The sequence below is a fragment of the Blastocatellia bacterium genome, assembly GCA_035275065.1.
Taxonomy (GTDB): Bacteria; Acidobacteriota; Blastocatellia; order UBA7656; family UBA7656; genus DATENM01.
In genome coordinates, this window is the sequence record DATENM010000055.1 from 211307 (window position 1) to 234151 (window position 22845).

Annotated in this window: 14 protein-coding genes; 5 read left to right on the top strand and 9 right to left on the bottom strand. The window is 58.9% G+C overall.

Going from position 1 to position 22845, the window contains the following annotated elements:
* Positions 1–143 precede the first annotated feature (143 nt).
* Complete coding sequence (locus VJ464_13590; protein HKQ06163.1) at positions 144–1472, bottom strand: hypothetical protein; 1329 nt, start codon at positions 1470–1472, stop codon at positions 144–146.
* Positions 1473–2171: 699 nt separating this feature from the next.
* On the opposite strand from VJ464_13590, the gene VJ464_13595 reads away from it, so the two are divergent.
* A complete protein-coding gene (locus tag VJ464_13595) occupies positions 2172–3215 on the top strand; it encodes a PQQ-binding-like beta-propeller repeat protein (GenBank protein HKQ06164.1) in 1044 nt (347 codons plus the stop codon).
* A gap of 476 nt (positions 3216–3691) precedes the next feature.
* Positions 3692–4747: a thiol-disulfide isomerase gene (locus VJ464_13600; GenBank protein ID HKQ06165.1), complete on the top strand. Its 1056-nt coding sequence runs from the start codon at positions 3692–3694 to the stop codon at positions 4745–4747.
* An 80-nt stretch (positions 4748–4827) separates the two neighbouring features.
* On the opposite strand, the gene VJ464_13605 is transcribed toward VJ464_13600, so the two are convergent.
* Positions 4828–5595, bottom strand: a complete 768-nt coding sequence (locus VJ464_13605; GenBank protein HKQ06166.1) for an SDR family oxidoreductase — start codon at positions 5593–5595, stop codon at positions 4828–4830.
* A gap of 205 nt (positions 5596–5800) precedes the next feature.
* Positions 5801–6580, bottom strand: coding sequence for a MotA/TolQ/ExbB proton channel family protein (locus tag VJ464_13610; protein ID HKQ06167.1), 780 nt, complete (start codon positions 6578–6580; stop codon positions 5801–5803).
* A 336-nt stretch (positions 6581–6916) separates the two neighbouring features.
* Here VJ464_13610 and VJ464_13615 point away from each other — a divergent pair, with 336 nt between their 5' ends.
* The 3 genes from VJ464_13615 (at position 6917) to VJ464_13625 (ending at position 12986) form a co-directional block, all read left to right on the top strand.
* Positions 6917–7795 (top strand): ABC transporter ATP-binding protein, encoded by an 879-nt coding sequence (locus VJ464_13615; GenBank protein ID HKQ06168.1) that lies wholly within the window; start codon positions 6917–6919, stop codon positions 7793–7795.
* Positions 7796–7803: 8 nt separating this feature from the next.
* Complete coding sequence (locus VJ464_13620; GenBank protein ID HKQ06169.1) at positions 7804–9639, top strand: ABC transporter permease; 1836 nt, start codon at positions 7804–7806, stop codon at positions 9637–9639.
* A gap of 155 nt (positions 9640–9794) precedes the next feature.
* A complete protein-coding gene (locus VJ464_13625; GenBank protein HKQ06170.1) occupies positions 9795–12986 on the top strand; it encodes a hypothetical protein in 3192 nt (1063 codons plus the stop codon).
* Between the two features lie 24 nt (positions 12987–13010).
* Here VJ464_13625 and VJ464_13630 read toward each other — a convergent pair whose 3' ends face one another.
* The 6 genes from VJ464_13630 to VJ464_13655 all read right to left on the bottom strand — a co-directional run.
* Positions 13011–14327 (bottom strand): hypothetical protein, encoded by a 1317-nt coding sequence (locus tag VJ464_13630; GenBank protein ID HKQ06171.1) that lies wholly within the window; start codon positions 14325–14327, stop codon positions 13011–13013.
* Between the two features lie 1044 nt (positions 14328–15371).
* On the bottom strand, positions 15372–16595 hold the full coding sequence (locus tag VJ464_13635; protein HKQ06172.1) for a type II secretion system F family protein: 1224 nt from the start codon (positions 16593–16595) through the stop codon (positions 15372–15374).
* A 147-nt stretch (positions 16596–16742) separates the two neighbouring features.
* Positions 16743–17900 carry a type IV pilus twitching motility protein PilT gene (locus VJ464_13640; protein ID HKQ06173.1) on the bottom strand — a complete coding sequence of 386 codons (1158 nt, stop codon included), beginning with the start codon at positions 17898–17900 and terminating at the stop codon, positions 16743–16745.
* Between the two features lie 105 nt (positions 17901–18005).
* A complete protein-coding gene (gene pilB / locus VJ464_13645) occupies positions 18006–19751 on the bottom strand; it encodes a type IV-A pilus assembly ATPase PilB (protein ID HKQ06174.1) in 1746 nt (581 codons plus the stop codon).
* Between the two features lie 376 nt (positions 19752–20127).
* Complete coding sequence (pgi, locus tag VJ464_13650; protein ID HKQ06175.1) at positions 20128–21750, bottom strand: glucose-6-phosphate isomerase; 1623 nt, start codon at positions 21748–21750, stop codon at positions 20128–20130.
* 264 nt (positions 21751–22014) lie between these two features.
* On the bottom strand, positions 22015–22845 hold an 831-nt coding region (locus VJ464_13655), incomplete at its 5' end, for a C25 family cysteine peptidase (protein HKQ06176.1).

Consider the following 22845-nt stretch of genomic DNA (forward strand, 5'->3'; position numbering starts at 1 on the left):
GAAGTAAAGTAGATTGTATTTCAGATTGGTCTACCAATAAAACAAGACACACAAACACAAGAACCGGGCATGACTTTCCTGGCAACTGTGGATGCATTCATCCAAATGCGGCACGTGCCTGCTGGCCACGGGATGTTTTGCCCTCAGCGATTAAAAGGATACTCCTGAATCCAATGGAAGCCCCGGCTGGTAAGCAAGAAGGTAGACTCATCAAACCGAGCCAGCCGGGCGTATGTTCTGTGGCCATCCATCTCACCTTCTAACGTCATTAGCCCGGAATCAAGCTCCTTAAATGACAGTAAAGCTTTCCATTCAGAATCGTTGCGCTTCCCGAGGGAAAGGGTTTTGTCTTCCATGTTCAGTTCAAGCAAGAAGCTCTGGTTAGACCCGCGCATCGGTTGAATCGTGAGCCCTGATCGGGACTGAATGATCACCCGCTGCCACCGCGTCGCATCGGTCAATAGCGGGGGCCGAACTTGCCCATCTACGGAGAATTCCTCGACCATCCAGATGCCATACAAGGGCGGCTTTGGGCCGAAGGCCCCTCGTGAGCTCGCCTGTTGGCGAATCTCGTAAAAGTTAGAGCCGATCAAGAATAAGCCGAACACGATTTGTAGGGCCAGGGCGCTACGGTTGAGCCAATTCCGCCGCGAAAGCCGGGAGGGTTTAACCGCTGCTACCCCGCGGTTGAACAGGAATAGGTTTGTGAGCCGCCCGATATCCTGCGCTAAGAGGAAGCCGCTCATCATCAGCAAGTGAAACGAGAAGAGCTTGACCGGCACGTCGTAACACATGTTGAAGAGGAAGATCATGGTCGTGTCGGCGAGGCAGATCAGGGCGCCGAGCAATGTCGTGCGGGGGATAATCAGCAGCACGCCGCCCAGCATTTCCGCACAACCCGTGCAGATCTCGAAGCCTTTGGAAGCGCCGACAAATGTCCAGAGCAGTCCCATCGGTGAGGAGTCGCCGTACGGCTCGATGAGCCGGGTGAGAGAAGGGGCAGGCATTTGCAGCGGGATGATCTTGATTGCCCCATAGCCGATCATCGCGCTCGCCAGCGAGAAGCGGACATAGAGTCTCAGCCATTGGTAGAGGCGTTCGTAGTTGGGTCGCCTGCGGTCAAGCGCCGACCAGGTCGCCGTCGCAAGCACCGCCAGCGTTAGAAAGCAGAGTACCTGGACGTAGTTATACGTGGTGTCGCCGCTGCCGTTTGTAAAGACCGTGATGTCGTAGCTCAAGCGGAGAACGTGCTTGCCCACCCAGGGTACGATGGCCTGCCAGAGTTTATCGTACTTTTCGACGATAGCGCTGGTGAAGGGGAGGCTCCCCGCCGGAAACGGGATGATATATAAAACGAAATAGGCGAACGCGAATCGGAAGGCGATGCGCTTTGCCAGGGACCAGCGCGGCTCGGGATTTATCTCCTCCAACAGTGATCCGGGCTCTGCTATTCTTTGCATCTGTGGCTGCATACGAATCTCTCCTCAAGGGCGCTCTTTACCAATTAGTTGCTTACCTCTCCAATTGACGCCAGTTTCCAAAGCCATTGGGAAGTGATAAGCTCCCAGTCATTCAATGTAATTAAGATGGAAAGGATTTTGCACGATCAGGTTGTTTTGTTCAATTAAATAATGGGGATCAACGGCGGGTGATTTACTATGAAACGACCCTGGGGAGCCATCTAACATTCACATGCAACGGAGCCGACGAGCCGGTTTCATACCGTTCTTTCAGCCCTGCACGGGCGGCCCGTCGCGGCGGGGCATCAGGCTTTCGTGACCTGGCAACAACAAACAACGAAGCGAGATCAAACGAATAGGAGCAACCCATTGAAACCACTCCCTGGCATCACGGCTTTTTTCGTTGCAATGATGTTTTTGAATTCAGGCGCCGCAACTTCAAATTCCGCAAAACCACATCAGGCATCCGCTTCACCTACAGCGATGCTCGCTTCGGCGAAAGCCGCGCAAGCAATAAGCGAGGCAGGTCGTGATCTGGCAAAACATTCATGGCTGACGGCGGCGGCGACAAGGGCAAGGCCAGGGCTTCCGGATGAGGTGAACCGAGCGCACGACGGCGCCCCTTTGACCAAGCCTTATCGTGATACCCATGCAAAAGGAAATCGTGCGCGAGCCTATCGGACCCAGCCGCCATCCATCGAGATTGCGCTGGTGGCCAATGCGCAGGCGGGCACGGTCGCTCTGGTGGATGTGGCTTCACGCTCTGTCCTCGGCACCATTGATGTCAATCCGGCGCGTGTGAAGAGCGAGGGGCCGGGTGCCCCGAACTACGCTCAAGACACGGATGTTTCTCCCGATGGGCGAACGCTCTACGTCTCACGCGGCTACCTCGGCGACGTCGCCGCGTTCGACATTGCCAGCGGACGTCTGCTGTGGCGGCGGTCGTTAGACACAGGGCGTGCAGACCACATGACGCTCACACGGGACGGGCGGAGCCTGTTCGTGTCGGCGCTCCTGGACAACCGTGTCTATAAGGTTGAGACGGCCACGGGCCAGGTCACCGGCCATCTGGTGACCGGCGTCTATCCGCACGACAACAAGGTCTCGCGCGATGGCCGCCGGCTCTACAACACCAGCATCGGCCCGATCAACTCCCTCCCACGTAAGGCCGGCGCGACGCCACTGAGCGAGACGCCCGGTTACCCCTTTCAGTTGACCATCGCTGACGTAAGCACATTGAAGATAGTTGACCGGATACGGCTAGATAAGCCCTTCCGCCCCTGGCAGTTTACCCCGGACGAGAAGCGCATCTATGCGCAGCTGTCGAATGAGCATACAGTGGTGGCCTACAACCTCGCTGCCCGGAAGGTGGTCAGGCGACTCGACCTGCCGGTGAAGCCCGGCGTCACGGTTGCCGACTGGGACTTTGAGGCGCCGCATCACGGCCTTGCGCTTACGCCTGACGGCAGGACTCTCTGTCTCGCCGGACGCGCCTCAGACTATGCCGCTCTGGTCCGGGCTTCGGACCTGACGCTGATCGCCACCATTCCGGTCGGCGATGCCCCGGGTTGGGCGGAGATCGCCGATAAGGGCCGCGTCTGCCTCATTGCCAATACCCGCAGTGACGACCTGTCGATCATCTCGATCCCTGAGCGGGCCGAGATCGTGCGGTTGCCAATCGGCGATGGCCCCAAGCACATCACCGTAGCGCGAATACCGGCATCCGTCGTCGCGGCGTTCAAGGCGCGGCAATAATTCAGCTAGCCATGCGGGACAACGATCAGCCGTCGCATCAGACTTTGAATTAGCGTCCGCGTATAATTGACTTCTTCGGCCCGGATGGCTAGAATCCTGCCGCCAGTGAAACAACCTCTCACTTCAAAACCGGAATGTAGAGGCTCAGGACACTCGACATTGCGTATCGGCCCTCATTATAAGCGTTCTTACATCATCGAGAGTGCCAGGCCCGTGATTCCTGGTTGAGATTGAATCTACTGCTGACTAATCAGGCCGAACCTGTCAGGTTTGGCCAAAGCATGAGGGGGTGGCCGGTGAAAAGAATCCGCTTTCTGCTGGGGGTACTAGGGCTGTTTTCCTGTTTCGCGCTGACCTACAGTGACTCAAGCTACGCTGCGGGCGAGAAACGCGCCGCGTTGACTTTCAGTAAAGATGTGGCCCCGATCTTCTATAAGAATTGCATAACCTGTCACCGACAGGGGGAAATTGCGCCCATGTCGCTTGTCACTTACAAAGAGATTCGGCCCTGGGCAAAAGCGATTCGCGAAAAAATTATCACTCGCGCCATGCCTCCCTGGCATGCCGACGCCGCCGTTGGGCATTGGGCAAATGATCGCCGGATGAGCCAGCAAGAGATTGACACCATCGTCGCATGGATAGATGCGGGGGCTAAGGAAGGCCGCCCTGAAGACCTTCCGGCGATGCCCACGTTTTCTTCGGGCTGGCAGATTGGCGAGCCGGATATGGTTTTCCAGATGCCGACCGAGTTCACCGTTCCCGCCGAAGGCGAGATCCCTTATCAATACTTCCGAGTGCCGACGAATTTCAAAGAGGACCGCTACGTTCGGGCCATGGAAGCGCGCGCCGGCAACCTCGCGGTCGTCCACCACATCGTCATCTATGTCCGCGAGCCGGGCGCCAAGCGGTCCAAGCGGCTCGATCTTGGCGAGGGCCTGCTGGGTGCGCTGTCGCCGGGCCAGACGCCATTCATTGCTCAACCGGGCACTGCGAAACTGATTAAGGCAGGCTCGGAGCTGATTTTCCAGATGCATTACACGCCGAATGGGAAGGAAGCAAAGGACCGCTCGATTGTCGGGTTGATCTTTGCGAAGGAGCCCGTAGGGAAGGTGATTACGACGACGGCGGCTTTCGATATACGGTTCGTCATCCCCCCCGGCGCGGCCAATCATGAGATTAGGGCAAGCTACGAATTTGAGCAGGACTCGCACATCATCAGCTTGATGCCGCACATGCACCTGCGCGGGAAAGATATCGTTTATAAAGCGGTCTACCCTGATGGGCGGGTTGAGACCCTGCTCTACATCCCGCGGTACAATTTCAGCTGGCAAGTTTATTATTACCCGAAGCAGCCTCTGGCAATGCCTAAAGGCACACGCATCGAGGCGGTCGCGCATTACGATAATTCGGCGGCGAATCCTCGCAATCCTGACCCTAAACAGGAAGTCCGTTTCGGCGAGCAAACCAGGGACGAGATGATGAATGCGTTTTTCGATTTCACGGTAGACGCCCCGCGGATCAAGAATCAGTGAACTGGGCGCAATACAGCAGCCATTCGCGGACCCGGGATTATTGCCAGCGAATTCTTTATAGCTGCCCTGACGGGCCTTCCTTAATAGAGGGTGACTTGCTGGGTTAATCCGCCATCAACATAATAGGTGCTGCCGGTCACGTACTCCGCCTCGTCACTCGCCAAGAACACGGCGACCGCGGCGACCTCTTCCGGCCTGCCAAATCGCCCCCAAGGAATCTCGCTGACGGCATTCTTCCTGGCCGCCGGATCATCAAGCACCGCCTGATTGATCGGTGTGGCGATTGCTCCCGGCGCGATGTTATTGACGTTGATCTTGTAGGGGGCCAGTTCCATTGCCAGATTGCGCATCATCATTCGCAGCCCGCCCTTTGAAGCGCAGTAAGCCGTATACTCAGGGAATGGGATGTCCTCATGTACAGAAGAGATATTGATGATCTTGCCGGCGCTTTGCTGTACCATCTGCCTTGCCGCTATCTGGCTCACTACAAAAGCGCCATAGAGATTAACGGCGATGACTTTATTCCATTCCTCATCAGTGACCTCAAGGAAAGGCTTCTTAATTTCAATCCCGGCATTGTTGACGAGAATATCAAGCCGTCCGAACTGCGCGATTACTTGCTCAACCATGCGCTCAACGTCTTCGCGCTTGCTGATATCCGCAGGCACGGCAATTGAAGTTGGCCCAAACACCGCGGCCTCGGCCAGCGCCGCGTCCATGTCGGACTTTCCGCCGGGGCGATAGTTGACTGCAACGTGCGCGCCTTCCGCGGCAAACCGCGTGGCTATGGCTTTACCGATGCCGCTGCTGGCCCCGGTCACGAGTGCGACTTTGTTCTGTAATCTCATTGAGCGTTTTCCTATTGCATCGAGGTTATTAAGAAAGGGAGAGACATCTATTGTGTCTACCGCCAGGGAATTTTACAAGAAATCGGGGCAGGGCGCAGCAGTTGCCACGCTAGAATAAGCAGTCGAACCATACCCAGTTACTTGCGCCGCCGCCGCCCGCATCCCCCGGTTATGTGCGCGCGGTCGATCAATAGCTGGGTCGGAACTACTCGCTGGCTCTTTTGAAGCTGTTTTTCCAATGCTTCTTCAGATAGCTCAGCAACTCAGATGATGAGTTGTGCATTTCCACTCTAAATGTTTCTAGCCGATGGTTGAAGTGGTTGAACGTCCAAACCGCTGGGATTGCGACAATCAAACCAAATCCGGTCTCAATCAGGGCTTCAGAAATCCCACCGGCGACAGCGCCAATCCCCGTTCCTTCAGCTATTCTCATTCCCTGAAAGGCATTGATGATTCCGATGACCGTGCCCAACAATCCAACGAACGGAGCGGTTGAGCCAATCGTCGCGAGCCCCGACAGCCCCCGGCTCAACTCCGCCGCCTTCAGAGCCCTGGCGCGATCCAGCGCCTCGCTCAGCGCGTCAGCCAGCTCGCCGGGATTGTCGGCTTCCCGTTGCAAAAGATATTCTTGCAAACCGGCATTGACCACAATCGCCAGATGGGATTTCTTATGTTGTTCAGAAATGGTTAGGACGCGGTTGATTTCCTGGTCGCGTAGCGCCGCCGCCACTTTCGGTATGAACTGCCGCGACTGGTTTCGTGCGGCATTAAAGGTAAGCCACCGCTCGACCATCACGCTGATAGAGTAAATACTCATGAGGGCCAGGATGATCGCAACGATTCTCGCCGGCCATTGCATTCGATGAAGCATTTCGAGTAGTGACAGATTCTCACCGTTGGCTGAATCACCGGATGCGACTGAGACCTGAGCGATAAAAAAGAGGGCCTTGCTGGCAGCTGAAAAAAGAGCGACTGATAGTGACATGAGGTCACCTCCTGCTGACGGTTGGATAAGGCGCTCTCCCGAAAACCCCGCAGACGACCGGCGCGATTGCCATTCAGCATGTAGATATAAGGAATCCGCGGACACTCAACCGACTCAAAGCGCGCTATTATTTTGGACACCGGGTCAGGAAAAAAGTTCCAGGGCAGAGCTGGCTGAAAGGCTCGTGGGTTCTCCCTTCTTCGCGCGACACGGGCGCATCAGCACTTATCTTTCAGGAATGGTTTGCTGGCTGATTGAGCATTGGCCGGTGTCTAATAACGTGTCGCAGCGGAGCGCGGGCGATGATGGATAATAATTCCCCTTTGGAGGACGGTCATGCTCGACATTGAAGGATTAGAGAAAACCTACCCGAACGGCGTTCATGCCCTGAAAGGCATCAACCTCGAAGTGTCCGCGGGCGTGTTTGGGCTGCTCGGCCCGAACGGCGCGGGTAAGACGACATTGATGAAGATACTTGCCACTTTGCTCGAACCTGACTCCGGCAGAATCGCCGTCAACCAGGTTGACTTTATCCGCCAGAAGATGGCCGCCCGCCGAATGCTCGGATACCTGCCGCAAGAATTCGGGCTGTATCCGACGCTGACGGCAGAGCAGATGCTCACTTATTTTGCAAAGCTCAAAGGGGTCGTCGCCAGCGAAGAACGCACCGCTTTAATTGACGCGCTGCTTGAGCGCGTCAACCTTTCGAGTGTGCGTAAGCAGCCGGTCGGGGGATTTTCCGGCGGTATGCGGCAGCGCCTGGGAATCGCGCAAGCCCTGATCGGGCAGCCGCGTTTGATTATCGTTGACGAACCGACGGCGGGCCTCGACCCTGAAGAGCGGAATCGATTTCACAATCTGCTTTCTGAAATCGCCAGCGAAGAAACAGTGGTGCTGCTCTCGACGCACATCGTATCCGATGTGTCTAATCTTTGCGGCACCATGGCGATCATTCGCCGCGGCGAAATCATCGCCTTCCGCACGCCACGCGCAGCGCTCGCGCAGATTGCAAACAGCGTATGGGAAACCACCGTGCCGCGCGAAAAGGTTTCCGCTCTCAAATCCCGATTCAAGGTGATCTCCACGCAAGTGTTTGAAGGGCAGACGCGGGTCAGAGTGTTTTCACCGGACGGGAAGCCGGGTGAGGAATTCAGCCCTGGGATTCCGACACTGGAAGATTATTATTTTGTCAGTCAGCTCGGGGGTGCCAATTGAGAAGCGCGATGTCACCGTCATTCTTTGCCGTCTTTCATATTGAGCTGCTGTTCAACCGCAAGCGCTACGCCCCTTATGCGATGGGCGTCCTGTTTGCCGCGAATGCCCTGCTGTGGTGGGGCTGGGGGGCTGCCGTTTCCTACGGCTGGGCGACGAACAGCGAGTTTTACATTGTCAGAAACTTCGCAGGCTTCTCTTTCATGACGCTGCCGCTTTTCACCGCGCTCATCATGGGAGACCCGGTCATCAGAGATTTCCGTACCGGCATCGCGCCGCTCATTTTTTCAAAGCCGGTCAGCCGCGCCACCTATCTGCTCGGAAAATTCTTCGGCAATTTCCTGGTCCTCGTCTGTTGCCAGTTGGCCTTCCCGCTAACGCTTATTTCGCTTCAGTGGTTCCGCACATCAGGGATGGTGATGCAGCCGTTGCGGGTAATTCCCTACTTCACACACTTCTTACTTCTCGTCGTTATCTCGCACTTCGCCCTGGCCGCCCTCTACTATACCGTCGGGACGCTGACGCGCAATGTCAAAATCGTTTATGGCCTGGGGGTCGCGTTTTACCCGTTCTACATCGCTTATCAAGCGGTCTTATTGAAGGGCCTGCCGTGGCGCTGGCGGATTGCGCTCGACCCCTTGCTGATGAACTGGGCGGACTTGACGGCAAAGGGGGGCGGCGGGAATTGGGTCAATGCGGAATCCATCAATCAATTCGCATTCAATTATAACTCAGACGTGATTGCGAATCGCCTTCTGATGATCGGCGTTTCACTCCTTTGTCTGACGTTACTCTACCTCCGTTTTTCGACTATCGAACGAGGCAAGAAGAACGCCGAGCCTAATCAGACTTCGATTTTCGGCCTCGCGCCGAAAACAGAGAGGCTCTACAGCGAACCGCTAAGTCCCGGCGCGGCGCCATCCGTTCAGGTGATTAAAACTGCCGCGGCGGAGAAAGTGGCCATCCCGCGGGTCAACATCATCACTCAAGGTTGGCGGGCCAGCCGCCAACAATTTATGGCGGCATTCGAAGCCGAGTTCCGATTGCTGCGTGCCGAACGCAGCCTGGTCGTGGTTGTGCCGCTCATCATGCTTCTGTGCGGCCTGGAATTAGCCATATATGAAGTCGTCCCCGGAGTCTCATACTCAGCAACCTATGCGGGCAGGACGGCAAGCACGCTGTTTTTATTTCTATTCGGAGTCGCGGTTTTCTACACGGGCGAAACCATGCACCGTGACCGTGAACTGAGAATCGAGCCTCTGTTATGGAGTATGCCTGCGCCGAGTTCCGTTCTACTGTTCTCAAAGGTTTTAACTACATTCCTGCTTTCGATTTTTCTCATTATGATGGTCGCCCTGACCGCCATCGGGTTGCAGATTTACAAAGGCCACACGCCGCTTCAGTTCTCCCTCTATATTGCGATTCACGCGGTCATCTCAGTTCCGAGCGGGTTTTTTATGATTGCTGCATCCGTTGCCTCGAATGCGCTATGGCGTGATAAATACCTGGCATATGCCGTCAACCTCGGCGTCGGCGGGGCGCTTTACTACCTGATCAGTCAGGGACATAACCACCCCCTTTATAACCCCGTGCTTTACCAGCTTTGGACGCCTGCTGATTTTGTAAATGGCGGTCATCACCTGAAACTCATTCTGGTTCATCGAGTTTACTGTGTCGCCCTCTCCGCCTTACTTCTCGCGTTGGCGCTCCTCTGTTTCGAGCGGAAATCAACGAAAGAGCTAAAGGAGTCTGGTCGCCTAAGCGACCGGGGGTGGACACTGTTGATTGCAGCGGGTTCTGCCCTGATCGCCATGAGCATGGGGTTGATGATCAACAGGGGTTGGTAATCATTGGCCGTACAATTTTGAACTGGTCTGAAGGCATGGCAATGGTTATGTAAATCGCTCTGCGCTGCTTGACTCGCAGACCCGGCAGTGATAATTTCGCCGCGCAAATCAGGCATTCCTATCGACCAGTGGAAAATCATCCAAACGAGGGCCTTATGAACTCACACGGATTGACCAGGCTTCGCGTGTACAGACTTGCCGGGATGGCCCTGGCTCTCTGCGCGTTGTTTGCTTCGCTTACAGCGGCGCGCGTCATGGCGCAGGAAGACAACGGCAGCCGCGATGGGTCGCTATTCAAACAACTTCAGTGGCGCGCCATCGGCCCGGCGACGATGGGCGGCCGCATCGATGATTTCGCCGTCGTCGAAAGCAATCCAACAACCTGGTACGTCGGCGCGGCCACCGGCGGCCTCTGGAAAACGACCAACAACGGGACCACCTTCGAGCCGATATTCGACGAGCAGGGCTCGACGTCGATTGGCGACGTCGCCATCGCCCCGTCGGACCCTAACATCATCTGGGTCGGCACCGGCGAGTCGAATAACCGGCAGAGCTCCAGTTGGGGCGACGGCGTCTACCGCTCGCTGGACGGGGGCAAGACCTGGGTGAACTGCGGCCTGCGCGACACCAAACACATCGGGCGCGTCGTCATCGATCCGCGCGACCCGAACATTGCCTATGTCGCGGCGACCGGCCATCTCTGGGGGCCGAGCAAAGAGCGCGGCGTCTTTAAAACCACCGATGGAGGCAAGACCTGGGCGAATGTCCTGTTCGTCAACGAAGACACGGGGGCGACCGACATCGCCATTGACCCGCAGAGTCCGCTGACGCTGTACGCGGCGATGTACCAGCGGCGACGTACGCCGTTCGGCTTCAACGGCGGCGGCCCGGGGAGCGCGCTCTATAAGACCATAGACGGAGGCGCCACCTGGCGAAAACTGACAAACGGCCTGCCGACCGAATCGCCCATCGGGCGCATCGGCATCGACATCTATCGCGCCAACCCGAGCACCCTCTACGCCGTGGTCGAAAACGCCAAAGGCGGAACCTTCCGCTCCGACGACCGCGGCGAGACCTGGAAGAAGATGAGCGATACGAATCACCGCCCCATGTATTACAGCCAGATTCGCATTGACCCGAACAACGATCAGCGCATCTGGATGTGCGGCGCGCCGATGCTGGTTTCCGAAGATGGCGGCAAGACGTTCGTGCAGAACCTCGTCACGCGGATTCACGGCGATTACCACGCGCTCTGGATCGACCCGGCGAACTCCAGTCACATGCTGGCGGGCTCTGATGGCGGCATCCATCAATCCTATGACCGCGGACGCACCTGGGACCACATCAACACGATCCCGCTCGGCCAGTTCTACGAGGTATCGCTAGACGATCAGAAGCCCTACATGGTCTACGGCGGCCTGCAAGACAACGGCAGCTGGGCCGGCCCGAGCGGCACGCTGAACGCTGAAGGCATCACCAGCGCCGACTGGTTCCGCACAGGCGGCGGCGATGGATTCTATTCCGTCGTTGATCCCAAAGACCCCGGCATCATCTACGTCGAATCGCAGAACGGCAACGTCGCCCGCCTGGAGCTGAAGACCGGCGAGCGCCGCAACATCAAGCCGGTCGCGCCCGCGGGCGAGCCCGAATACCGCTTCGACTGGAATTCGCCCATCGTCATCTCGGCGTTCAACGACCGGGCGATTTACTTCGGCGGCAACCGTGTGTTTCATTCGACTGACCGCGGAGATTCGTGGACGCGCAGCGATGACTTGTCGAAGAACGAAAACCGCGAAAAGAAGCCGATCATGGGCGTGCTGCCGGATAAAACGATGCTGTCGCGCCACGACGGCCAGGAGACCTTCGCCCAGGTCGTCACTCTCGCCGAATCGCCGATGAAAGAGGGCCTGCTCTATGCCGGCACCGACGACGGGAACTTGCAGGTGTCGCGCGACGCCGGCAAGACGTGGAAGAACCTCACAGGCAAAGTCCCCGGCGTGCCGAAAGACACCTATGTCAGCCGCGTCGTGCCGTCGCGCTTCGCCGAAGGCACGGTTTATGTGACCTTCGACGGGCACCGTGGCGACGATTACACGCCATATGTTTTCCGCAGCACGGACTTCGGCGAATCGTGGAAAGCCATCAGAAGCGATCTGCCGAATGGGGTGACCTGCCGAGTGATCCGCGAGCACCCGCGCAATCAGAACCTGCTCTTTCTGGGCACGGAATTCGGCGCGTATGTCTCGTTCGATCACGCGGGCCACTGGACGCGCCTGAAAGGCAACCTGCCGATGGTGCGGGTTGACGACATCCAGATTCACCCGCGCGATAACGACCTCGTGCTAGGCACCCACGGGAGGTCCGTCTGGATACTGGATGACCTGACGCCGTTCGAGCAGATGTCGGACGCGGTCAAAAACTCCGACGCGACGCTCTTCGACATTCAGCCGGGCACACACTATCGTCTCTACAACCGCGGCAGCGTCACCGGCCATAAGATGTTCACGGCACCCAACCCGCCGTACGGGGCCGTGATCAACTACTACCTCAAAGACAAGGCGAAAGATGACATAAAGGTGAAGATCACCGATAAGAGCGGCAAGACCGTGCGGGAGCTCAATGGCCCGAAGGAAGCAGGGTTGAATCGCGTCGTCTGGGATCTGCGCGGCGCGCCCCCGATACCGCCGGAGCCGCCTGCCGGAGGGGGTGAGGGCGGTGGCGGCGGCGGCTTCGGCTTCGGCCCGCGCGGGCTGAAGGCCGCGCCCGGCGATTACACGGTGGCCATCACTGTCGCAGGCCATCAGCTATCGAAGACCGTCAGGGTCGAAGAGGACCCCCGCATTCATATCAGTGACGCCGACCGCGCGCAGCTCGCCGAGGCCCAGGCGAAGGTCTTCGCCATGCAGCGCGCCGCGGGCCAGTCGCGACGCTCGTTACAAAACCTGAAGGCGCAGTTGACCACGTTGCAGGATTCGCTGAAAAAGACTCCGGGTGTATCAGCAGACGTCAACACCGCCGTCAAGTCGGTCTCCGATCAGGTTGACGACTTGCTCAAAAAGCTCACAGGCGTGCCGGCGACGCCGGGGAATGCCGGCCCGCCATTGCCTGATGAGCCGGACCCTTTGCAGGGACGCATCAACAGCCTGGCGTTCGGGCTGGAGAGCTACACCGCCGCGCCGACTCAGGACGACGCGCGACGCCTCAATGAAGCGACGGCTGCATTGAAGACGTTCGTCGATCAGGTGAACAAGCTCCTCGACGAGACGGTTGCCGGGTTGAACAAGCAGATGCGCGACAGCGGTGTGGCCTTCATTAATAGCGGCGGCCGCATCACGCCGCCTCAGTAGCCAGAGAGCTGTTCACGCCCGCGGCTAGTGGCTCATTTTGCCCGGCCTGAGGCGCAGGAAGAGGTGAAAGCTCTTCGGGCTTGCGCCGTAGATTGGCTTGAGCCCATCAGGCAGGTGATAAAACGTCACGTCCGCGCCGACGCCGACGCGCAGCTTGGGCTCGGCGATGAAGTCGCGCACGCCGCCGAAGGTCAAGGCGCCGACGCGGAACCAGCGATCCGCCAGATCATCGTGAAGATCAATCCCATTCCGGCCGATTAAGTCGCCGATGCCATTTAAGTTGCCGATAGCGTGGTCTGAGACGAGGCCCTGCCGTCCCCAGATGTTCTCTTGCAACAGGCCCAGTTTGTCGCCAAGCTCAAGCCGCGTGTAAAGGTAGTTCTTGTCTATGAAGTTGACGGTTGACTCAAAGGTGTAGGCATTCGAGTTTCCATGTTCTTCATGGTTGCGCCCCCAGATCAGGCTCGATGCCCAGTTACCGTCGCGCCAGCTACGGTTGTGATGAATCGAGGCGGTCAGCCGATTCAGGTTGCCGGGTTCAAGTAACTCCGGGTGAGTGAGATGGCCATACGAAACCTGCATGGTCCAGTCCGGCGTCGGCGTAAACCACAGCCGCCCGCTGTAGGAATCGAGCTTGCCCATCTCGATGTCTTTGCGGTTCTCGTCCGGCTCGGCGCCGCGAAAGATCGAGCCTTCAGCTTTGAGCTTCCACGCGGTCAGACCCGCCGTAAAGACGCCGTGCACGATGTGGGTTGAATCTTGCCAGTGATGGCCGAGCACCGCCGCAGGGGCTTCCATCGCTGAGGGCCTGTGCATGAAGGCGACGGGGCCGAGCGCCGGCTCACCGACCGGGCCGCCGTAGAGATTGATCGAGACATGCTCTGTGAGCGGCAAGGTGTACTGTGCGGCCAGTTCCATAAAGAGGTCGTGCGGGTGTTGCGCATCGATGATCGGGCGGCCCTTAAAGGTCTCGCCGGTCTGCAACAGCTCGGGGAAGCCCCGCCGCGGCGCAGTCCAGGGCTCCGCGGAAAACATGCCGCGCAGCATCAACTGTCCGCCGCCCACAGGGCGCTCGGCCATCAGCATGAGCCAATTTTGCGATTCGGCCTTATTGACGCCGCGCGGGCCGCCCTGGTGGTTGAACCCGGCAACCAGATTGCCATGCGCCATGATCATCCAGTCATCTTTCATCCAGTGCCACATATAAGCGGGGCTGCTCGAAGGCAAGAGGCTGGTGCCCGAGCCAATGGCGGTCATGGATTTGAACGGCCCGCCGGTGATCGTCGCCGTCATTGCGTTCATGGTGTGGCTGCCGTGCATGTCTTGATGATGTTCGTGCATAGACGGTTGCGCCGCGGCGGGCGGCATTGGCGCGGGCGGCTCTCCATGCTGATGCGCGGGCTCAGGCGGCGCAGGCTTTTGCTCCTGAGGCGCTTGGTGTTGATGTTGGGGCTCGCCTGCGGCTACTGGTTGGGCATGTGACATCGGTTGCAACAGCAAAACGGCGACGAGCAATGTAAAGACGAGCGCGGCTGCACGCTTAATCGTAAAACGGGAAATCGAAGACGACGCCCCGAAAAGCGTTCGGTTAATCATGAGACAACTCTCCCCTGGTCTGGTACCGATCAGATGAAAGGCATACCGGCCCGCGAGCCGATGGCTGCGTTCAGGCAATGGGCAAAAGACAAGAGAGGGGATTAGATTCTATAGACAGCGAGGACTGCGCGGCTGGGAGGTGATCTAAACAGCCTGTCTGCGGCGAGCTTCGCCGCAAGTCCGCTGTAATCGGAGCCGGTCGTGTGGGGAAGCGCGGCGACAAGCGGCGCGGTGAGCGATTGAAGCGCCGACGGCGCTTTCGTTTTTGCAGAGAGGACCGCGACCGCGTCCGCGTGTGACGGGCAGTTGCCCGGAGCGCTCGGTTGCGGCGGCGCGCTGTGATGCGCTTGCGAGGTCGGAGATGATGTTTCTGAGCCGTGATGATGACAATGCCTGATTGGCTCAGGTTGCCTGGCCATCTCTGTTGCCGGCTGTTGAAGGCAATCCGAAGACGCGCAGCGAAGGGCGCACACAGGGGAATATAACAGCCCCAGGATGGCGAAAACCGAAGCGATTAGCGCAAGGCGATTCTTCGCTGTAGACATCGCCTTGAATTCTATCAACCGTCCGATGGGCTCGCAAGCAAGCGCAAAGCAGCGCCGGTGGCCGAAGGCAAAGCCCTGGAAGACCACGGCGCATTGGCAGCGGAAAGGCGCAAAGCCGCCAGGAAGGGTGAGCTTCCTGGCGGCTTTCGCTTGAGGCCGCGGCTTTGATGCAGCGCAAGCTAACCGCTTGCGCCTTGACTCGCGCAAGCTAACCGCCTTGCGCTGCATCCATATGAAAACCGCTCTAGTGGCTGCTGGCAAGCTTGCCGATCAGCGCGAACAGCGGCAGGTACATGGCAATGACGATGGTGCCGATGGTGACGCCGAGAAACATAATCATCGCCGGCTCCATCAGGCTCAACAGATTGGCAATGGCCGAGTCCACTTCCTGCTCATAGAAGTCGGCGATCTTCGACAGCATGGCGTCGAGCGCGCCGGTCTGTTCGCCGACGCCAATCATCTGCGACACCATGACCGGGAAGACGCCGCTTGCCTTCAACGGCTCAACGAACGTCTGGCCTTGCTCGATGCCTGTGCGCACTTTCTGAATGGCTTCCGAAACGATGATGTTACCGGCGGTGCGCGCGGTGATCTCTAACGACTCTAGAATCGGCACGCCGGAACTGAGCAGCGTTGAAAGGGTGCGGCTGAAGCGGGAGACGGCGATCTTGCGCATGATCTGGCCGATGATCGGCAGGCGCAAGGTCAGCCCGTCAATGAAGTGCTGGCCCTTGTCGGTCTTGTACCACGCCTTCATCGAAAAGACGAAGATGGCGACGACGATGCCAATCAGCCACCAGTAGCCCGCCAGGAACGAAGACATTGAGACGACCACCTCGGTCAGCCAGGGCAGCTTCTCGCCCGGTCCCAGTAAACCCTCAAAGATGTTCTTGAACGCCGGAATGACGACGATCATGATGATCGAGATCACGATGATCGAGATGATGATGACGGCTATCGGGTAAACCAGGGCGCTCTTGACGTCGCTCTTCAACTTGACCATCTTTTCGAGGTAAGTTGACAGGCGCTGCAAGATGATGTCGAGAATACCGCCGGTTTCGCCCGCCGCCACCATGTTGGTATACAGTCCCTCGAAGACGCGCGGATGCTTGGCCATCGAATCAGCCAGTGTCATACCGGCTTCGACGTCAGAGCGCACCTGAAAGATGATTTTCTGGAATGCCTTGTTCTCCGACTGCTGGCCTAGAATCTCCAGGCACTGGACCAGCGGCAGACCGGCGTCCAACATCACCGAGAACTGGCGCGTGAATAGCGCCAGGTCTTTGTGCTTGACCTTCTCGCGTCCCACTTTCGGCAGACTGATCTCGCGGCCCTTCTCGCGGGCGCTGGTCAGAATGACCTGCTCGCGGCGCAACATGCTCTCCAGCGCCGAGCGGTCAGCGGCAACACGCTCGCCGACGACGATCTCATTTAAGCGATTGCGACCCTTATACACATAAGTCGGCATCGTAGCCTCCTGCTAATAACTTGTCTTGTGTCCTACTCAAGGGGCTTTCGGCGACGCGGGCGTTGCGGGCGACGCGGGGATGCGGCGATGAGCCAACAGATGCTTCCCTTCACCGCGTCTCCGTGTCTCCGCGTCGCCACGTCTCAACTAGCGTCCAACGCGACCGAGCGGCACGTTAGGCCGCGCGCCGGGCGTCGCCGGGCCTGACGGGCGCATCGGGGCTTGCAGCGCCGCCGCGCCGCGATTGATCAAGTCCTGCAACTCGTCGGCGTTCGACGAGCGCGCCATGGCCATCTCCAGAGTGATCTGTTTCTTGAAATAGAGGCTGGCCAGCGACTGATTGAACGTCTGCATGCCAAACTTCTCCTGGCCGGTCTGCATCATCGAGTAAACCTGATGCACTTTGTCTTCGCGGATCAGGTTGCGGATGGCCGAGTTGGGCACCAGAACCTCCATTGCCAGCGCGCGCCCCTGACCGTTTGCCTTTGGCAGCAGCGACTGGGTCAGGATGCCTTCCAGCACCATCGATAACTGTGTGCGAATCTGCGCCTGCTGGCCTGCCGGGAAGATGTCAATGATACGGTTGATTGATGACACCGCCGAGTTGGTGTGCAGAGTCGCAAACGTCAAGTGGCCGGTCTCAGCGATGCGCAGCGCCGTTTCGGTGGTTTCGAGATCGCGCATTTCGCCGATCAGCACGATGTCCGGGTCCTGGCGCAGGGCGGCGCGCAGGGCGCTGCCGAACGAGTGCGTATCGGCATGCACTTCGCGCTGGTTGACGATGCAGCTCTTATGGCCGTGCAGGTACTCGATGGGGTCTTCAATCGTGATGATGTGCTCGTGACGGTCGCGGTTGATCTTGTCGAGCATGGCCGCAAGCGTCGTTGACTTACCGGAGCCGGTCGGCCCGGTGACCAGGATCAAGCCGCGCGGCTTGTCGCAGAGCGTCTGCGCGACCGCCGGCAGACCAAGGTCTTCAAACGAGCGAATGTCGTAAGGGATCGAGCGGAAGACGGCGCTCACCGCGCCGCGCTGGTTGAAGAGGTTGGCGCGAAAGCGCGACAGCCCCTTGATGCCGAATGAAAAGTCGAGTTCCAGAGTCTCTTCAAAGCGATGCTTCTGCGCATCGGTCAGCACCGAATACGCAAGCTGCTTGGTTTCGGCGGGCGTCAACTCGGCATAATCGAGCGCCCTCAACGTGCCGTGCACGCGCACCATGGGCGCCGAATTGGTCGTGATGTGCAAATCCGAGCCGCCCTGCTCGATCATCTTTCTCAGTAAATCGCTCAACGCAATATCTGGCATAGAACCTCCAGGAGTCAGGAGTCAGAAGTCAGAAGTCAGAATGGAAGAGGAAGTCGGCTAGCGCCGCGGTTTCTATTCTGACTCCTGACTTCTGACTTCTGACTCCTACTTAACTGTTTCTCTAACGACCTCTTCAATTGTCGTCACGCCCTGACGAATCTTTTCCAGGCCGCTCTGGCGCAACGTCAGCATGCCTTCTTCAATCGCCTTGCGCCGCAGCTCCAGTCCCGACGCGCCGACCAGGATCAGCTCGCGCAGATCGTCGGTCACCTCCATCACTTCGTACAGGCCGACGCGGCCTTTGTAGCCGGTGCCGTTGCAGGCCGAACAGCCCGCGCCTTTGAAGGTGCGAATTTCATTGATCTCGCTCGCCGGGAAACCGACGTCAACCATCGCCTCGTTCGGCGTGTGGACTTCCGCCTTGCACTCTTTGCAGATGCGCCGGATGAGGCGCTGCGCCTGAATCAGGTTGACCGAGGTGGCGACCAGGAACGGCTCGATGCCCATGTTCATCAAGCGGCTGATGGTCGAGGGCGCGTCATTGGTGTGCAGCGTCGATAAAACCATGTGACCGGTGAGCGCCGCCTTGACGGCGATCTCGGCGGTCTCGAAGTCGCGGATTTCGCCGACCAGGATGATGTTCGGGTCCTGGCGTAGGAACGAGCGCAAGGCCGCGGCGAAGTTCAAGCCGATGGACTCTTTCATCTGCACCTGATTGATGCCGGGCAGGTTGAATTCGACCGGGTCTTCCGCCGTCATAATGTTGGTGTCTATCGTGTTCAGGCTCTGTAGCGCCGAGTACAAAGTCGAAGTTTTACCCGACCCCGTCGGCCCCGTCACCAGCACCATGCCGTAGGGCTTGGAGATGTTGCGCTTGAATTTATGGAGGCTCGCCGGCTCGAAGCCGAGCTGCGTCATGTCGAGTCGCAGGTTCTCTTTGTCGAGCAGGCGGAGAACGAGCTTCTCGCCGAAGATCGTCGGCAGCGTCGAAACGCGAAAGTCGAGCTCGCGCGAGCGCCCGTCGAGGCGGACGCGAATCTTGATGCGCCCGTCCTGCGGCAAGCGTTTTTCGGCGATGTCGAGCCGCGCCATAATTTTCATGCGCGAAGTCAGCGCGTCACGCATCTTCATGGGCGGGCTCATGATGTTGTAGAGCACGCCGTCCATGCGGAAGCGCACGCGGAACTCTTTTTCGTATGGCTCGATGTGAATGTCGGAAGCGCCGCGGCGCAGCGCGTCAACCAGGATGACATTGACCAGCTTGACGACCGGCGCGTCCTCGCTCATGCGCTCAAGGTTTTCAAGATCGATCTCTTCTTCGGCGGTCTCGACTTCGAGCTGGTCGAATTCTTCTCCGAAATCCGGCAGGCTGGTGGACTCGGCGACCAGGTCTTCCATGACCCGTGCCAGTTCCATCTCGCGCGAGGTGCCGTAGTATTTTCGGAAGGCAAGCTGAAAAGCGGTCTCGCTGACGACAACCGGCTCGACCGACAAGCCGGTCATGAACTTGATGTCATCTATGGCGAAGACGTTTGTCGGGTCAACCATCGCCAGCGTCAGCGTCGCCCCGACGCGCGACAGCGGCAGCACCGAATAGCGCTCGGCAGTCTCTTGCGGCACTAATGCCACGGCAGCCGGGTCAACTTCAAAGAGGTCGAGATTGACCGACGGCACGCCGTACTGACGGCTGAGGACCGCCGTCACCTCCTCGTCGCTGAGCATGCCCAGCTTGACCAGGGTTGAGGCCAGTCGCCCGCCATTGATGCGTTGATAGTCGAGCGCTTCTTTAAGCTGCTGCGGCGTGATGAGGTTGTCTTTAAGAAGAGTTTCGCCCAGTTTTGCCGACATAATTCCCAGTACCAGCTTTCGCAACGCCGCCGAGCGTCCACACAATTTTTCGGCGGCGGTAGCGCTCGCATGCTCGCCCGTTGATGATCTGCGGGGCGCGCCACTTGCGCTAAGGTCTATGAACTCTAAAAAGCTTTGCCGAGTCCGTGCGCCTTGCGGCATCGCCGACAAAGCGGGCGCGGCGCCGGGAGGCTGTCTGGGGACGGTATGCGACAGGCAATATGAGCTGGTTCGGAGGGGCAGGGGTGCGGAAGCAATTCAATCATCTACGACGGTATGGTTGTAACACCGGCCCTGGAGCGTGTCAATAATTTAATTACGTTTTGTCACACAATGGGTAAGCCGCTGCTCTGCGGGCGCGGCTGAGCGCGGCTTCCCCTTACTTCATCTTCCGATAGCGCCGGATGAGCGCATTGGTCGAGCTGTCATGCGCCGGCGCGTCCTGGCCAGAGAGTTCGGGGATGATGCGCTTGGCAAGCACCTTGCCGAGTTCGACGCCCCACTGGTCAAAGGAATCGATGTTCCAGATCACGCCTTGCGTAAAGACGCTATGCTCGTACAGCGCCACGAGCTTGCCCAGCGCTTCGGGGGTCAACTGTTCAAGCAGGAGGGTATTCGACGGGCGGTTGCCGGTAAACGTGCGGTGCGGCACCAGCCAATCGGGCGCGCCTTCGCCGCGCACCTCGTCCGCCGTCTTGCCAAAGGCCAGCGCCTCGCTCTGCGCCAGCAGGTTCGCCATCAACAGGTCATGGTGATTGCCGAGCGGGTTGAGCGAGCGGCAGAAGCCGATGAAGTCGCAAGGGATCAGCCGCGTCCCCTGATGAATCAACTGGTAGAACGAATGCTGGCCGTTGGTGCCCGGCTCGCCCCAGTAGATCGGCCCCGTGTCATAGTCAACCGCCGCGCCGTCTACGGTGACGCGCTTGCCGTTTGATTCCATCGTCAGTTGTTGCAGGTAAGCCGGAAAGCGCTTGAGGTACTGGTCATACGGCAGCACCGCGACCGTCTGCGCGCCGAAGAAGTTGTTATACCAGACCGCCAGCAAGCCCATCAGCACCGGCAGGTTCTGCTCAAGCGGCGCGCTGCGGAAATGCTCGTCCATCGCGTGAAAGCCGGCCAGCATCTCGCGGAAGTTGTCCGGCCCGATGGCGATCATGGACGAAAGCCCGATGGCCGAGTCCATCGAGTAACGCCCGCCGACCCAGTCCCAGAAGCCGAACATATTGGCGGTGTCTATGCCGAACTTCGTCACCTCTTCGGCGTTGGTTGAAACCGCGACGAAATGTTTGGCAATCGCCGCTTCGTCGCGCAGCGAGCCGAGCGCCCAGGCGCGCGCCGTCTGCGCGTTGGTCATGGTTTCGAGCGTCGTGAAGGTCTTTGACGAAACGATGAACAGCGTCTCTTCGGCGTCGAGGTCGCGTGTAGCTTCGGCAAAGTCTGTGCCGTCAATATTCGAGACGAAGCGGAAGGTCATATCGCGGGCGCTGTAATGGCGCAGCGCTTCGTAAGCCATGACCGGGCCGAGGTCCGAGCCGCCGATGCCGATATTGACGACGTTGCGGATCGCCTTACCCGTATGGCCCGTCCATTCGCCGCTGCGCACGCGGTCGGCAAATGCCGCCATGTGATCGAGCACGGCGTGAACTTCCGGCACGACATCGACACCGTCTACGAGGATGGTCTGATTGCGCGGCGCTCGCAAAGCGACATGCAGGACGGCGCGATTTTCCGTCAGGTTGATCTTGTCGCCGCGAAACATCTGGTCACGGCGCTCTGCGACGCCGCAGGCTTCGGCCAGACGGACGAGCAGGCGGATGGTCTCGTCGGTGACGCGGTTTTTCGAGTAGTCGAAGTAGATGCCGAGGTCTTCGATGACCATGCGAGTGCCGCGCTTAGGGTCTTCGGCAAACAGCTCGCGCAGGTGCCGGCCTTTGATCTGCTGGTAATGTGCGGCGAGCACCTGATAGGCCGGGCGCTCAGTGAGTGGTGTCGTGTCGGTCATCAATGCTTACCATCCTTTCACATAAAAGCAAGCGGCTTGCAGCGCCACCGTGCCGTGTCGTGCGCCGCCGTCATCGATTGGCGTCGGTCAATCCGCCCTACCGCCTGCTTTGGCCCGCTGACCAGATCGCGCCCGGCAGGCATACGTGGGTCTCCCTGGCCTATGATTCCGCCTTCAATCTCAGCAGGTCAAATGTCGTCACGGTGACGAAGTAGAACGCTTACGCTGCTTGCGATTGATCGTCATCAGGGGCCAGCGGTCGCCCTACCTTAGTCGCAACATCGGATCGCCGAGCAGTATCCAGCTCCGGCGAACGTCCGCGTCGCTGACCGCGGCTTTGGCCCTGCTGATGGCTTCCCCCAAGGTGAGCGATTGATTCATTCCGCTCGCGCCCTGGAAGAGCTGGCGAATCAGCTCTTGATTCATCTGCGCCTGGCCGTAGGCCACGGTTTGCGCCGACGAAGCCCAGACAGCAATCGCGCCGCCGCGCTCTGACAGCAACAGGCTTTCGCCGAGGCTGTTGCTGCGCGGGTCATTGAACAAGCCGTTCAAGCAGGTCATCGAAACGACCACCGGCAGCGCCTGTTGATTCGTCAGCAGCGGCACACTGTCGTTGGTCAGCAGGTTGCCGCGCCAGACGCTCGCCGAGCCGTGCCCGGCATAGTTGACCAGCTTCGGCCCGCGATTGATCGCATCGATGATCGCGCGGTTCGCCGTCGCATCATCCGTCTGTGAGCGGATCACCTGCTCTGTCCTCATATCGGCAGGTAAGAGACTTTTAACGGTGCCGGTCGCCGATTCGAAATCAAAGCCGTCATTGCGGTCGGCGACCAGCAGCGCGCCATCCTGGTGGTTGCTGTCGTAGCTGATGATCTTGTCAACCATCGCTTGCGCCTGCTGAAGCGTCCGCACCGGCAACCGCCCCACCGGCACATCCGCCAGCCCATCGCCGTTGACATCCCCCAGCCAGTCATCCGTCGCCGTCTCGAACGTGTTCGTCCACATCACCTTCGTCGGCACCAGATCGTTCTCGCCCAACCCCAGATAGTTCTTCCCGTCATAGCTCGCATCTCCCACCAGCAGCACCCACCGCGG